Origin of the sequence: Streptomyces sp. AM 2-1-1 (genome assembly GCF_029167645.1) — a bacterium.
GTDB lineage: Bacteria > Actinomycetota > Actinomycetes > Streptomycetales > Streptomycetaceae > Streptomyces.
In genome coordinates this window covers 2,932,713-2,946,712 of the sequence record NZ_CP119147.1, presented here as the reverse complement: position 1 = coordinate 2,946,712, position 14,000 = coordinate 2,932,713, and the positions used below count along the sequence as shown (strand labels likewise).

General features: G+C 72.6%; 14 protein-coding genes. 8 read left to right on the top strand and 6 right to left on the bottom strand.

Going from position 1 to position 14,000, the window contains the following annotated elements; translation table 11 throughout:
• Positions 1-21: 21 nt before the first annotated feature.
• On the top strand, positions 22-804 hold the full coding sequence (locus PZB77_RS12460; protein WP_275492666.1) for a class III extradiol ring-cleavage dioxygenase: 783 nt from the start codon (positions 22-24) through the stop codon (positions 802-804).
• Positions 805-877: 73 nt separating this feature from the next.
• Here PZB77_RS12460 and PZB77_RS12455 read toward each other — a convergent pair whose 3' ends face one another.
• Positions 878-1,408: a GNAT family N-acetyltransferase gene (locus PZB77_RS12455; protein WP_275492665.1), complete on the bottom strand. Its 531-nt coding sequence runs from the start codon at positions 1,406-1,408 to the stop codon at positions 878-880.
• A 148-nt stretch (positions 1,409-1,556) separates the two neighbouring features.
• On the opposite strand from PZB77_RS12455, the gene PZB77_RS12450 reads away from it, so the two are divergent.
• Positions 1,557-2,555 (top strand): sigma-70 family RNA polymerase sigma factor, encoded by a 999-nt coding sequence (locus tag PZB77_RS12450; RefSeq protein ID WP_275492664.1) that lies wholly within the window; start codon positions 1,557-1,559, stop codon positions 2,553-2,555.
• Between the two features lie 176 nt (positions 2,556-2,731).
• Here the strand turns inward: PZB77_RS12450 and PZB77_RS12445 are convergent, their stop codons facing one another.
• Positions 2,732-3,478: a DUF6227 family protein gene (locus PZB77_RS12445; protein ID WP_275492663.1), complete on the bottom strand. Its 747-nt coding sequence runs from the start codon at positions 3,476-3,478 to the stop codon at positions 2,732-2,734.
• 613 nt (positions 3,479-4,091) lie between these two features.
• On the opposite strand from PZB77_RS12445, the gene PZB77_RS12440 reads away from it, so the two are divergent.
• The 6 genes from PZB77_RS12440 to PZB77_RS12415 are packed head-to-tail and all read left to right on the top strand — an operon-like array spanning position 4,092 to position 9,642.
• Positions 4,092-5,261 (top strand): MFS transporter, encoded by a 1,170-nt coding sequence (locus PZB77_RS12440; RefSeq protein ID WP_275492662.1) that lies wholly within the window; start codon positions 4,092-4,094, stop codon positions 5,259-5,261.
• Positions 5,258-7,627 carry a molybdopterin oxidoreductase family protein gene (locus PZB77_RS12435; RefSeq protein ID WP_275492661.1) on the top strand — a complete coding sequence of 790 codons (2,370 nt, stop codon included), beginning with the start codon at positions 5,258-5,260 and terminating at the stop codon, positions 7,625-7,627. The genes PZB77_RS12440 and PZB77_RS12435 overlap by 4 nt, the downstream gene beginning before the upstream one ends.
• Positions 7,624-8,226, top strand: coding sequence for a 4Fe-4S dicluster domain-containing protein (locus tag PZB77_RS12430; protein WP_275492660.1), 603 nt, complete (start codon positions 7,624-7,626; stop codon positions 8,224-8,226). Before PZB77_RS12435 ends, PZB77_RS12430 begins: the two co-directional genes overlap by 4 nt.
• Positions 8,223-8,960 (top strand): Rieske (2Fe-2S) protein, encoded by a 738-nt coding sequence (locus PZB77_RS12425; protein WP_275492659.1) that lies wholly within the window; start codon positions 8,223-8,225, stop codon positions 8,958-8,960. The genes PZB77_RS12430 and PZB77_RS12425 overlap by 4 nt, the downstream gene beginning before the upstream one ends.
• Entirely contained in the window at positions 8,957-9,340 is a 384-nt protein-coding gene (locus PZB77_RS12420) for a hypothetical protein (RefSeq protein WP_275492658.1), read from the top strand. The genes PZB77_RS12425 and PZB77_RS12420 overlap by 4 nt, the downstream gene beginning before the upstream one ends.
• 44 nt (positions 9,341-9,384) lie before the next feature.
• Positions 9,385-9,642 carry a hypothetical protein gene (locus PZB77_RS12415; protein WP_275492657.1) on the top strand — a complete coding sequence of 86 codons (258 nt, stop codon included), beginning with the start codon at positions 9,385-9,387 and terminating at the stop codon, positions 9,640-9,642.
• Positions 9,643-9,686: 44 nt separating this feature from the next.
• Here PZB77_RS12415 and PZB77_RS12410 read toward each other — a convergent pair whose 3' ends face one another.
• The 4 genes from PZB77_RS12410 to PZB77_RS12395 form a co-directional block, all read right to left on the bottom strand.
• Positions 9,687-10,355: a hypothetical protein gene (locus PZB77_RS12410; protein ID WP_275492656.1), complete on the bottom strand. Its 669-nt coding sequence runs from the start codon at positions 10,353-10,355 to the stop codon at positions 9,687-9,689.
• 140 nt (positions 10,356-10,495) lie between these two features.
• Complete coding sequence (locus PZB77_RS12405) at positions 10,496-11,422, bottom strand: S-methyl-5'-thioadenosine phosphorylase (protein WP_275492655.1); 927 nt, start codon at positions 11,420-11,422, stop codon at positions 10,496-10,498.
• 164 nt (positions 11,423-11,586) lie between these two features.
• Positions 11,587-11,946, bottom strand: coding sequence for an FmdB family zinc ribbon protein (locus tag PZB77_RS12400; protein ID WP_275492654.1), 360 nt, complete (start codon positions 11,944-11,946; stop codon positions 11,587-11,589).
• Positions 11,947-12,012: 66 nt separating this feature from the next.
• Positions 12,013-13,293: an MFS transporter gene (locus tag PZB77_RS12395; RefSeq protein WP_275492653.1), complete on the bottom strand. Its 1,281-nt coding sequence runs from the start codon at positions 13,291-13,293 to the stop codon at positions 12,013-12,015.
• Positions 13,294-14,000 lie beyond the last annotated feature (707 nt).

Sequence of the window (14,000 nt, the reverse complement as noted above, 5' to 3'; positions counted from 1 at the left end):
GCACGAAGCCGTGGGAGTGTCATGACCGTCACCGCCGGGCGCATGCCCGCCCTCTACCTCTCCCACGGCGCCCCGCCGCTCGCCGACGACCCGGTCTGGACCGGAGAGCTGGCCGCCTGGTCCGCCGATCTGCCCCGGCCCCGCGCCATCCTGGTCGTCTCCGCGCACTGGGAGGAGGCGCCCCTCGCCCTCGGCGCCACCGCGACCGTGCCGCTGGTCCACGACTTCTGGGGCTTCCCCGAGCACTACTACCAGGTGCGGTACGCCGCCCCGGGCGCCCCGGAACTCGCCGAGGACGTCCGCAAGCTGCTCCGCGCCGCCGGGACCCCGGTCATGGACGTCCCGGACCGCGGCCTCGACCACGGCGCGTACGTCCCGCTGGTGGAGATGTTCCCGGAGGCCGACGTCCCGGTCCTCCAGATCTCGCTGCCCACCCTCGACCCGCGCAAGCTGATGGCGATCGGGCGCAAGCTCGCCCCGCTGCGCGACGAGGGCGTACTGATCGTCGGCAGCGGCTTCTTCACCCACAACCTCGCGGCCCTGCGCCACACCGGCCCCGGTGTCCCCGCCTGGTCCGCGGAGTTCGACGACTGGGGGAAGCGGGCCCTGGAGGCCCAGGACATCGACTCCCTGCTCGACTTCGAGCACGCGTCCCCGGCCGGCCGCCTCGCCCACCCCCGTACCGAGCACTTCGCGCCGCTCTTCGTGACGCTGGGCGCCGCGGAGTCCGAGCTCGACCGGGGCCGCAGCGTGATCGACGGCTTCTGGCTGGGGATGGCGAAGCGCTCCGTCCAGTTCGGCTGATCCGGAGCCGTGCCGCCCGCGCGGGCCGGGCGGGAGCGCCGCCCCGGCCCGTGCGGGCCCCGCCGCGGACCGCTCAGAGCGGCTTCTCGTACCAGCTCACGTCCCAGTACCGTCCGAACTTCCGCCCCACCTCGGAGTACGTGCCCAGAAGGCGGAAGCCGAAGGCCGCGTGCAGGCGCCCGGACGGTTCGTTCGGCTGGGCGATGCCCGCGTACGCGCGGTGGATGTCCTCACCGGCCAGCGCCTCGAAGAGCGCCGTGTACAACAGCGTGCCGATGCCCCGGCCCGTCGCGTCCGGCGCGCAGTAGACGCTGACCTCGACCGAGGTCCCGTAGGCCGCCTTCGGGCGGAACGCACTGCTGGTGGCGTACCCCAGCACCCTGCCGCCGCCGGGACCCGTCCGGCCCTCCTCGGCGACGAGCAGGCGGTGCGGCCCGTGATCCGGGTGCGCGTGCAGCCAGGGCAGACGCTCCGGGGGAGTGAAGGGAGTCGTGTCGAACGTGAGCGCCGTCTCACGGACGTAATGGTTGTAGATGTCCGTGAGGACCTCCAGATCTCCTTCTCCACCAGGTCTGACCTGCGTGTCCCCGGGTATGCGTGACATCTGTCCTCCCGTCTGCGGCGGACAGGGTACTGCATGATCGCGAAACTGAGACCGGTGCTGGGGAATTCTGTCCGGATTCCAGTCGTTGTTTCCATCGGATGCAGGGCACCCGAAAAGGTGTCGCGACCTACTCAGCAAGGGAGCACGCATGGCAACCCGTGCCGTCGCCCGTCGTTCGTCCGCCACCGGTGGGACCGACCGGGCCCGCAGTGTTCGCGGTGGAAGCGGGGAGATCGCCGACCGCGACCTGGTCGGCATGTACCTCGACGAGATCGCGCGAACGCCCCTGCTCGACGCCGCCAAGGAGGTCGAGCTGTCGCAGGCCATCGAGGCCGGTGTCTACGCCCGCAAGATTCTCGACGGTGAGGTCGAGAGCGACGCCGGCGGAGCGAAGCCGCAGGAGCTGGAAGCGCTGTACGCCGAGAGCGAGCGCGCCAAGGACGTCTTCATCCGCTCCAACCTCCGTCTCGTCGTCGCCGTCGCCCGTCGCTACCCGCGCGCGGGTCTGCCGCTGCTCGACCTCATCCAGGAGGGGAACGCCGGCCTGGTGCGCGCGGTCGAGAAGTTCGACTACGCCAAGGGCTTCAAGTTCTCCACCTACGCCACCTGGTGGATCCGCCAGGCGATCACCCGCTCGATAGCGGACCAGTCCCGCACGATCCGGCTCCCCGTCCACCTGGTGGAGGAGCTGGGCCGCATCCGCCGGGTGCAGCGCGAGTTCAACCGCGAGCACGGGCGCGACCCGGAGCACGCCGAGATCGCGGCGGAGCTGGACTCCAACGCCGAGCGCGTGGGCAACGTCCTGGACTGGGCCCGCGACCCGGTCAGCCTCAACATGCCGGTGGACGACGACGGCGACACGCAATTCGGCGACCTGCTGGAGGACACCTCCGCGGTCTCACCGGAGCAGTCCGTCATGTCGCTGCTGCGCAGCGAGGAGCTGGAGGAGCTGATCGGCAAGCTCGACAACCGCACCGCCTCCATCATCCGGATGCGGTACGGCATCGAGGACGGCCGGGAGCGGACGCTGACCGAAGTGGGCAAGCAGCACGGTCTGACACGTGAGCGGATCCGCCAGATCGAGAAGCACGCATTGGTCGAATTGAAGCGAATGGCTCACGACACGGGCTTTGACGCTGCGGCGTGAGCCAATAACCCGTAATCTCCCCATCAAGCCGGTTCGCACCGGCCCGACGATCGGTCCTCGCACCGATCCCCTGAACCGAGTCCCGGCGCCCACCCCCCCCGGCGTCGGGGCTCGCTCATGTCCGGGCTCGTCGCCGGGGCGGGGGCGCGGCTTCGCGAGGGGTCCCGCCGGGCGGCTCAGCAGATGCGGGTGCGGTGTTCCATCGCGTCCCGGGCCGTCTGCTCGTCGGTGTAGACCTCGCACATGTGGCGGCCGTCCTCGGTCGCCGTGTGCTCGACCTCCCAGAGGCTGGTCTCGCTCCCGTCGAGCAACAGGAACGCGTGCTCGTAGAGGGTGAAGCCGGCGTCGTGGTCGCCGACCCGGAACTGCCTGCCGAAGATCTGGGTGATGTGGTGGGCGAAGGCCGAGCGCAGCAGCAGGGCGGTGGCCCCGCCCGGCCGGTCCGGGTTCTCCGCGCGGCGCAGCACCCGGCGGGCGTGGTCGGCGCTGTTGTCCGGCGCGTACGACCGGGGCGAGGGGCTCGGGACGACGGCCATCAGCGCGTTGAGCGCGTCCAGGTCGATGGTGGGTACGTCCTCGCTGAAGGCCGGGCCGTCCGAGCAGGCGTCGGCCACCCGCGCGGCGGCGACGTGCGCGTCGGCTTCGTCGTCGTACAGCTCGTGCACCTGGGCGCTGGGTGCGTCCCGGCCGCCCCCGTGCACCAGCTCCCAGATGCTCAGCGCGCTGCCGTCGGCGAGCAGGTAGGTGTGCCGGTACGTCTCGCGGTGCAGCCGGGCGCTGTGGTGCGAGGAGGAGAGGGTGGTGCTGTGCGCGAGTGCCGTGCCGAGCTGTTCGACCGTGCAGTCGGGCAGGTCGAAGGAGTTGAGGGCCTGTCGCAGGAGTCGGTCGAGGTGCTGCTCGGTTGTCTCGTACGGATCGCTCAAGGTGCAGTCTCCAGGCCGTTGCCACAAGTGACGTCGTGCGTGCTCAACGTAGTCCCTGGCTCCGACATCGTCGCCGGGGTTGGAAAAAACGTGGGGCGGTGACGGAAAGTTCCCGGCCTTGTTCGAGCGGCTCGGTGAACTCCCCGCCGGCCGGGGCGAATCGGCGAGCGGGGCCCGTCGCACCGTATGCGGGAATCCGCCGGAACGCACTCGTGTAAACCTCCACGAGCGAGTGGATGCCATGGTTCCGGCCATGGTCACCGGCGGACGGGGGCGCCGGGCCGGGGCCGCCCGCGGCGTGCGTCCTCGGCTACCACCGTCGGTGCCCTCAGCGCCCCTCCGGCCGGTCCTTCGACCCCCGGCCGGTTGTGCGCGGACCCCCGGCCGACTCTGCGCGGACCCTCCTCCGGCTGCGCGCGGACCCCCCGGCCGGCTCTGCGCGGACCGCCTCGCCCCCGGCCCCCTCCGTCCTCGGCGGGGCGAACCGGCGAGAGCCCGCGCGGCGCCCGTCGCGGGGGAGCTCCCCCGCGCAGCGCCGCCATGCAGGGGATGCGCTTCCCCGAGCGGGGTGCAAAACAGGGTGAACGTACCCAGAGGTACCTACGGTGGTCGGGTGACCGAGCCCCCAGAAGCTTCCGCCGCACCACCCCCGCCCGGCGACCCCACCTCCTCGTTCGGCGTCTCGGCGCGGGTGTCCACCGACGACCCGGCGCCGTCCGGCCCGGGCAGCGGCCTCCGCAGGGCGGTGGCAGCGCTTCCCCGGTCCGTCGACGCCCGCGCGGCACTGGTCGGAGCGGCCGTCTCGGCCCTGCTGATCCTCGCGATCGTCCTCGGCAGCCGACTGCTCGCCAACTTCGACTCCGCACTGCTGCCCTACGCCGTCGCCAGCGTCTTCCTGGCCTTCGGCATCGCCTACCGCTACACGGTCTGGATCTCGGCCCCCGGCGCCGCCCGTCTCTTCAAGCAGGGCTGGCGCAGCCTCTTCTCCGCCGAGAACTTCCGCAGGACCCCCACCGCCCTGCCGAAGATGATCGCGACCTACCTCGGCTTCCAGAAGTTCCTCGGCGCCCGCTCGCACGCCCGCTGGGCCGCCCACCAACTGATCTTCTGGGGCTGCGTCCTGGCCGCCCTGATCACCTTCCCGCTGATCTGGGGCTGGTTCACCTTCACCTCCGGCTCCGGGTCCGGACCCGGATACGAGATGCGGATCTGGGGCTTCGAGATCCTCGGCTTCGACTCGCTCGGCTTCATCGGCTGGGTGATGTTCCACGGCCTGGACCTCGCGGCCGTCCTCGTCATCCCCGGCGCCTGCTACTTCCTCCGGCGCCGGATGAAGGACCGGGGCGCCGGCACCGGCCAGCGCTTCGGATACGACCTGATCCCGCTCATCGCGCTGGTCGTCATCTCCGTCACCGGCCTGCTGCTCACCTTCTCGTCGATCTTCCTGCACGGCGGGGGTTACGAGTTCCTCGCCGTCCTCCACATGGTCGCCGTGGTGTTCACGCTCATCTACATCCCGTTCGGGAAGTTCTTCCACATCGTCCAGCGGCCTGCCGCCGTCGGCATGCAGTTGTTCAAGTACACCGCCCGCCAGGACGACGAGGTCTTCGCCTGCCGCCGCTGCGGACAGGACATCGACACCGGACCGTACGTGGAGAACCTCCGCGGCACCATGCGCGACCTGCGGCTCGACTTCGACGAGTGGGCCGAGTACTGCCCGCGCTGCAAGCGGGTGCTGCGCGGCAGCGCCTACCTCACCCAGGTGAAGAAGGGGTTCAGATGACCGCGGACCCGCGACCCGCCCACCCCGGTGCGACGGCCGATCCTGCCGGCCCCTCCGGCCGGCGTGCCGCCGTACCCCTCGATCCCTCCCTCGCCCCGCCCGGCACCCGCGCCTTCCGCGACGCGGGAGGCATCCCCGCCGACCAGTGGCACGCCGACCAGAACGGCGAGACGCTCGTCCCCACCCACTGCTGCTTCTGCGGCATCCAGTGCGGGATGTACCTCCGGGTGAACCGCGCCGGCAAGGTCTTCGGCGTCGAACCCCGCAACCACGACATCAACCGGATGCGGCTCTGCCCCAAGGGCATCAACGCCTACCAGCAGGTCAACCACCCCGACCGGCTCACCGCCCCGCTGATGCGCCGCTCCCGCGACGAGGAGTTCGCCGAGGTCTCCTGGGACGAGGCGCTCGACTTCACCGTCTCCGAGATCCGCCGCATCCAGGAGATGTACGGGAAGGACGCGTTCGGTCTCCTCGGCGGCGCCAGCCTCTTCTCCGAGAAGACCTACCTGGTCGGCAAGTTCGCCCGGGTCGCGCTCAAGACGAAGCACGTCGACTACAACGGCCGGCTCTGCATGGTCAGCGCCGCCGGGGCCAACAAGCTCGCCTTCGGCATCGACCGGGCCGGGAACCCCTTCTCCGACATCCTGCTCACCGACTGCCTGCTCATCGCGGGCTCCAACCTCGGCGAGTGCTTCCCCGTGCTGACCCAGTACGTCTGGGGAGCCCGGGACCGGGGCGCCACGCTGATCGTCATCGATCCGCGCGAGACGGCCGTCGCCCGTACCGCCGACATCCACGTGGCCCTCAAGCCCGGCACCGACTCGGCGTTCTTCAACTCCGTGCTCGCCGTGATCGTCGAGGAAGGGCTCACCGACGAGGCGTACCTCGCCGAGCACACCACCGGCTGGGAGGAGGTGAAGGCGAAGGCGGCCGCGTACCCGCCGTCCCGAGCAGCCGGGATCTGCGGCGTCCCCGCCGAGCAGATCGTCCAGGTCGCCCGGACCTTCGCCCGCGCCCCCAAGGCCATGGCCTGGCACGCCCGGGGGATCGAGCACCACTCGCAGGGCGTCGAGAACTGCCTCACCGTGATCAACCTCTGCGCCGCCACCGGCCACATCGGCAAGCCCGGCGCCGGCTACGGAACCCTCACCGGCCAGGGCAACGGCCAGGGTGGCCGCGAGCACGGCCAGAAGGCCGACCTGCTGCCCGGCGGACGCTCCATCCTGAACGAGGAGCACCGCCGCCAGATCTGCGAGGTCTGGGGCATCGAGGAGTCCGAACTCCCCACCGCCGGAACCTCCATGATGGAGATGGTCTGGCAGATGCAGCGCCGCGAGATCCGCGGTCTGATCGGCATCTGCAACAACCCCTTCGTCTCCCTCCCGAACTACCGGGTGGTCAAGGAGGGGTACGACGCCATCGAGTTCCACGCCCAGTTCGACTTCTTCCTCTCCGAGACCGCCGCCAACGCCCACGTGGTATTCCCCGTCACCACCTGGGCCGAGGACGACGGGGTGATGGCCAACGCGGAGGCCCGCGTGGTCAAACACAACAAGGCGCAGGAGCCGCCCCCCGGCGTCCGGACCGACACCTGGGTGATGTGCGAACTCGCCCGGCGCCTCGGTGCCGGCGACAAGTTCGCCTTCGCCGACTCCCGCGAGGTTTTCGACGAACTGCGCGTCGCCTCGCGGGGCACCGTCATCGACTACTACGGCATCACCTACGAACGGCTGGAGGAGACCGGCGGCATCGCCTGGCCCTGCCCCTCCACCGACCACCCCGGGACACCCCGCCTCTTCGAGGACGGCCGGACCTACCACGACGACGGCAGGATCCACCTCCAGGCCGTCGAGTGGCACCTGCCGGTGGACCCGTACAGCGACGAGTTCCCGATGAGCCTCACCACCGGGCGCACCATCGCGCACTTCCTCTCCGGCAACCAGACCCGCAGGCTGGGCGCCCTCGTCGAGCAGTCGCCCCGGCCCTGGGCGGAGGTCCACCCGTCCCACGGGTTCCGCACCGGCGAGCCCGTCCGGGTCACCACCCGGCGCGGCAGCGAGGTCTTCCCCGCCCTCGTCACCGAGGCCATCCGGCCCGACACCGTCTTCGTGCCCTACCACTGGCCGGTTCCCACCGCCGCCAACGCCCTCACCATCGACGCGCTCGACCCGCGGTCGAAGATCCCCGAGTACAAGGTGTGCGCCTGCCGCATCGAGCACGCCGGGGAACTCGACCTGGTGCCCTCGCCGCCCATGGCCCCCGGGCACGTCGCCTACCCCGAGACCCAGGTCTCCCGGACCGACCCGTCGCCCCCCACGTCCCCCCAGGGCCGTGGCACCTCGGAGGGAGCTGACGCCCCGTGATGGGCAGAACGATCTTCATCGATCCCGGCCGCTGCATCGGCTGCCAGGCCTGCGTCTCCGCCTGCCGCGAGTGCGACTCGCACCGCGGCAAGTCGATGATCCACCTCGACTACACCGACGAGGGACAGAGCGTCGCCTCCCTCCCCACCGTCTGCATGCACTGCGAAGACCCCGTCGCCCCGTGCGCCGAGGTCTGTCCTGCCGACGCCATCCTGGTGACGGCGGACGGCGTGGTGCAGCAGGCCGACACCACCCGCTGCATCGGCTGCGCCAACTGCGTCAACGCCTGCCCCTTCGGTGTGCCCAAGATCGACCTCGGTGCGAAGCTCCAGCTGAAGTGCAACCTCTGCTACGACCGCACCGCCTACGGCCTCGCCCCGATGTGCGCCACCGTCTGCCCCACCGGCGCCCTCTTCTACGGAACCGTCGAGGAGCTCCAGGCGGAGCGCCCCGGCGTCCAGGTCGCCGACACCTTCGTGTTCGGCCGGACCGAGGTGCGCACCGGCGTCGCCATGGTCGTCCCCGCCGACAAGGTCCAGTGGCCCGTCCCCGGCGGCCTGCCCGTCGTCGAGATCAACGGTAAGGACGTCCGCCCATGAGCCTCACCGCACAGCCGCCGGGCAACGAACGGCCCCCCGGGAACGACCCGCGTGAAGCCCTGCACGACCGCATCTCCGCCGACGCCCTCACCACCCGCCGCGACTACCTCCGGATCGTCACCACCGTCTCCGGCGGACTGGCCGTCGGCGGCCTCGGTGTCGCCGCGGGCATCCTGCACCGCCACGGCGACACCGACGACGGGAAGCCGGCCCGGCCGAAGCGGATCGCCGACCGGCTGCTCCCCGGCGAGTCCCTCGCCTTCCGCTACCCCGGCGACGAGGACCGCGCGGTGGCCGTACGGCTCGACGACGGCACTCTCGTCGGCTACTCCGCGATCTGCACCCACCTCGCCTGCGCCGTGCTGTGGCGCAAGGACCGGGGCGTGGCGGGCGAGCTGTACTGCCCCTGCCACGAGGGCGTCTTCGACGCGCGCACCGGCGAGGTCACGGCCGGTCCGCCGCCGCGCGGACTGCCCAAGGTGGTCGTCACCGAGGAGACCGACGGCAGCGTGTGGGCGATCGGCACGACCCGGTCCGGCGAGTCCGTCGAGGAGGGCGTCTGCCGCCAGCTCGCGGAGAGCGACCCCGCTCTCGCCGGCCGCCTCGGCTGCCCCGGAGCCGCCGACGGCGTCGAGGCACCGGGCCGCGGCGGGGGCGCCGAAGCGCCGCCGCGCACCGGCACGGCCGCCGCGCACGGCGGAGGCGGCACCGCAGCGAGGGGTGGGCGGGCATGACCGAGGAACAGCCCCGGCCACCCGGGACCCCGGCCTACCCCGACTACCACCCCGGGAGCGTCCGGCCCGAGCTCAACCGGCCCCTCAAGGAGCGCTATCCGCAGATCCGTCCCACGAGCGGCTACGGCGACCCCCGGATCCGGCACACCGGACCGGGCCCCGGGGCGGGCACCGACCAGGAGCCGGAGCGCTCCGCCAGACTGACCGCCCGCCTGGTACTGGCGATGACCGTGGTCGTCGGCCAGCTCTGGGGGCTGCTGGTGATCGTCGACGAGTGGATGGAGGGCAACACCGGGACCGCCTGGTGGGGTGCCGGTTTCCTCTGCCTGTCCTTCCTGGTGGTCCTCGGGCTGTGGTGGATGGACCCGAAGGACCGCTGAGCGGGCCGACGGGGCCGGTGCCCGGGCCGCCGTACCCTGGAGGCATGAGCACCGCCCCCGTCCCCGGACCCAGCGAGCAGCAGCCGGAACAGCCCGAGTCGCCGAAGCCGGATGCGAAGCCGAAGCCGGAGCCGCGACCGGAGCAGGCCCGGCCGCCGCGGCCGAAGCTGCACTTCGACGATCCGCTGGACCGGCAGTCGTCCGACGACACGGACCGGGGCTGGGGAGAACGGCCCGCGAACGGGGGCAGCGCCGCCGATCTCGCCCGCTTCCTGGACGAGAAGCCCCCGCACCACATCTGAGCCACCTGTGCCGCGGCGCCCCCGCACGGGACGCCGCCACGCCGTCACGCATCCGACACCGCCACGAGCAGCTCGCCCGCCGCATGGGCGCCGGCCAGGGCCACAGCCGTCTCGCGGGTCACCGACAGCACCACCAGCGCACCCCCGCCCGGATCGTCCGGTCCCGCCCCGGAGGGCGTCGGCCACTCTCCCCGCGCCCTGTCCGCCGGTCCTGCCGCATCCTCCGAGGGCGCGCCGGGCACCCGGCCGACCCGGACACCGCGCGCCACCATCCGCGCGTCGTCGCCGGACCCCGGGGCGGAGATCACGTCCACCCGGTCGCCGGGCCGCAGCAGCCGCACCGTCGCCGCGTCCGCGATCCGCACCGGTGCGGAGACCAGACGCACCGGTGCGCGCGGTCGCTCGGTCCCCACCGTGCCCGCCGCCCTGCCCTCCCCGGCGCCGAGGCCCGACGCGGCGAGAGCGGCGGCGGCCAGCGCGAACCCGGCGGCCAGGGCGCGCTGCCGGCCGTACACCGCGCGGCGCAGGCGCGACGCGCCGCCGCCCCGCACCCGCAGCGGGGCGAAGTCCGGAACCACGCACCGGGGCGGTACGGGGGACGGGAGCCGGCTCGTGCCGTCGGGCCGGGCCCACCCGGGGGCGGACGCGGCGGGGGAGCGGGAGTACGTGGCCGAGAGGCCGGAGGACGGCCGGGTCGTCGTGTTCGGGAACATGGCGCCACCTGGGTCTGCGTGCGGAGGTCCGCCGGATGCCCCGGACGGACCCCCTCACGATGCCCCGGCCGCCAGGATCCCGCCGGGGCCTGTGGACGGCCCACCGGTTGGGGACAACTTGGTCACCCGAAGGAGCGTGATCAGCCCCGGGGCAGCACGATCCCCGTGTCGAGCCCGTCCAGCGCACGGGCGCACACACAGTCGCGGTCCTCCGCGGAGGGCAGGGCGGCCACCGCGTCGAAGAGCACCGACCGCAGCCGGTCCACGTTCTCCGCGAACACCCGGAGCACCTCCTCGTGGGAGACTCCCTCGCCCGCCTCGGCCCCCGCGTCCAAGTCCGTCACCAGCGTCAACGTGGAGTAGCAGAGCCCGAGTTCGCGGGCGAGCACGGCCTCGGGGTGGCCCGTCATCCCCACCACCGACCACCCCATCGCCGCGTGCCAGCGCGATTCCGCGCGGGTCGAGAAGCGCGGCCCCTCGACGACCACGAGGGTCCCGCCGTCCACCGCCTCCCACCCCCGTCCGCGCGCGGCGGCGAGCGCGGCGGCGCGCCCCTTCGGGCAGTACGGGTCGGCGAAGGCGAGGTGGACCACGTTCGGTACCGTGCCGTCGGGCAGCGGCTCACCGTCGTAGTAGGTCTGGGTGCGCGCCTTGGTGCGGTCGACCAACTGGTCCGGGACGAGCAGCGTGCCCGGTCCGTACTCGGGCCGCAGGCCCCCGACCGCGCACGGGCCGAGCACCTGGCTCACGCCGAGGGAGCGCAGCGCCCACAGATTGGCGCGGTAGTTGATGCGGTGCGGCGGAAGGTGGTGACCGCGTCCGTGCCGGGGCAGGAACGCGACCCGCCGGCCGGCGATCTCGCCCAGGTAGACGGAGTCGCTGGGCTGCCCGTACGGGGTCTCCACCCGGACCTCGGTGACGTCGTCCAGGAAGGAGTAGAAGCCCGATCCGCCGATGACCCCGATCTCCGCGCGCGCCCCGGAGGCCGCGCCCGTCGCCACCTCCGAAGCCGAAGCCGTGCCCGTTTCCGCCTCCGAAGCCGTGCCCGTATCCGTACCCGCACTCATGACGTCCCCCCGGCCCCGCGCGTCGACGCGTCCGTGATCGTGCCTGCGTTCACCATGCGGTCAGGTTATCGGGGGACAGCACGAGGACTCCGCCGAGGTGATCGGCGGAGTCCTGGTGAGACCGTGCGTGCGGTGGAGCGGTGGCGCGGATCCGGTCGGTGGCCTCAGGCGGCCGAGCCGCTCGACGAGGTCGAGGCGGAAGACGATCCGGCCGACGAACCGGCCGACGACGAGGCCGACGCGGTGGAGGCCGCGGACGAACCCGCGTCGGAGCTCGACGAGGTCGACTTCGAAGCGGAGTCCGACGACTTGGTGGACGGCGAAGCAGGCGTGCTGCTCGACGACGATCCACGGCTGTCGTTCCGGTAGAAACCGGAACCCTTGAAGACGATGCCGACCGCAGAGAACACCTTCTTGAGGCGTCCGTTGCAGTTCGGGCACACGGTCAGGGCGTCATCGGTGAACTTCTGCACCGCCTCGAGGCCTTCGCCACATTCGGTGCACTGGTACTGATAGGTCGGCACTTGCTCCTCCTGGCACTCTCACTCAGTGAGTGCTAACGACGTTCCATACTGACGTATTCCGTGGGATCAGTCCACCGTGACCGGCTCCCGGTGACCGATCCCACGTGCCACGGCCTTCCCGGAAGGGGGCGGAATCAGGCGCGAACGCAAGGCCAGAAGCGTCGCCAGCGCGAGCACGGTGGCGACCAGCGGCACCACGAAACCGCTGCTCGCGCCCCGTTCATCGGCCAGCCGGCCCGCCACCGTGACGGCCGCCGCCTGTCCGAGGGCCACCGCCCCGGTCAGCCACGTGAACGCCTCGGTCCGGGCGGAGGCCGGCACCAGCGCCTCGACCAGGGTGTAACCGCTGATCAGCGCGGGCGCGATGGAGAGCCCGACCAGGAAGCCGATCCCGGCCATCAGCGGTGCGGAGTGCACGGCCCAGAGCACGGAGGCGGTGAGGGTCAGGGCGGCGTACCCGACGACCAGCCTGCGCCGGGGCCCGCGCTTCCACGCGACGGCGCCGCAGACGATGCCGGCCAGCATGTTCCCGGACGCGAAGACGCCGTAGAGCAGGCCGTTCGCCCCGGGGTGGCCGATCTCCTCGGTGAACGCGGTCAGCGACACCTGCATCCCGCCGAAGACCGCGCCGATGCCCAGGAAGGCGACGGCGAGCACCCGCACGCCGGGGACGGCGAGCGCCGAGGTGCGGGGCGCGGAACCGGCGGCGGGGGAGTGCGGGGCGGGCTCGGTGGAGCGCCGCGCCGCGAAGAGCACACCGCCGAGCAGGGTCAGCGCGGCCTCGGCGACCAGTCCGGCCGCCGGGTGCACGCCGGTGCAGAGCGCGGTGGTGATGACCGGGCCCAGGACGAAGGTGAACTCGTCGGTCACCGACTCGAACGCGGCGGCGGTCGCCATCAGCGGGGAAGCCGGCCGGTCGGGAGCGGCCCCCAGCAGCGCCGCCCAGCGGGCGCGCACCATGGGGCCGATCTGCGGGATCGAGGCACCGGTCGGGACGGCGGCGGCGAAGAGCGCCCACAGCGGCGCGTGCGCCAGCGCGAGCGCCGTCAGCGCGCCCACCGACGCGGCGTGCACCAGTACGCCGGGGAGCAGGACTCTTCCCTGCCCGAACCGGTCCGCCAGCCGGCCGCTCTGCGGTCCGAACAGGGCCATCGAGACACCGGAGACCGCCGCGACGGCGCCCGCGCTGCCGTAGGAGCCGGTGGTGTGCTGGACGAGCAGGACGATGCCGATGGTCAGCATCGCGAAGGGCTGCCGGGCGGCGAAGCCCGGGAGCAGGAAGGTCCACGCACCGGGAGTGCGCAGCAGTTGCCCGTATCCGGGACGGACGGGGACCGTGGACGCCACGGCCGTGCCTTTCTGCCGCCTGGTGGCACCGCGCCCGGGACGCCGACGAGGCGTACGGGGGCTGCCGAGAGCTGTCCTCTTCGCGCGGAACTGCGGTAGATGCCGGGCGTCCCGCTCAAGGAGTGCGGAGCGACGCCACGACCGCCATACGGTCGCGCCAGCTCTGCATCAGACAGAGTTGGTCGATCAGGTCGGTCCCATGTTACAGCCGCGCGTCACGGCGGTAGGGGGCGCGGGAGCGAGGACCGGCGCCCGAGCGGGGTGTACGAGGTGTACGGGCGGCTCGGCGTGCGCGCGGCGCGCACCGGTGCGCGGTTCGGGGGTGTTCGCGGCCGTATACGGTTTCACGGCGCCCGGGGGTGCGCGGCGCGGCACAGTGCGGGGCCGATGCACGCACGGCGTGCCCGGCGGGCACAGTGTGGGGCCGACGCACGCACGGCGTGCCCGGCGGGCACCGGTCAGCGTCGCGCGGGAGGTCCCTCCGAGCGGTCGCCCGGCCCCGGCCGCCCTCCGCCTCCGTGCCGTTCCGGGGGGTCCGCGGGATGCCTCGGGCGCACCGCGTGCCCGGGGTCGCCCGCCTCCCCGCCCCGCTCCCCGTGCCCGCCCGGCTCCGGCCGCCCCGCCTTCTCCATGCGCCGGCTCTTCTCGGGGCGCGGGCCCTTCCGCCGCCGTCCGTCCTTCTCGCCCCGCCCGGCCTCCGCCGCGCG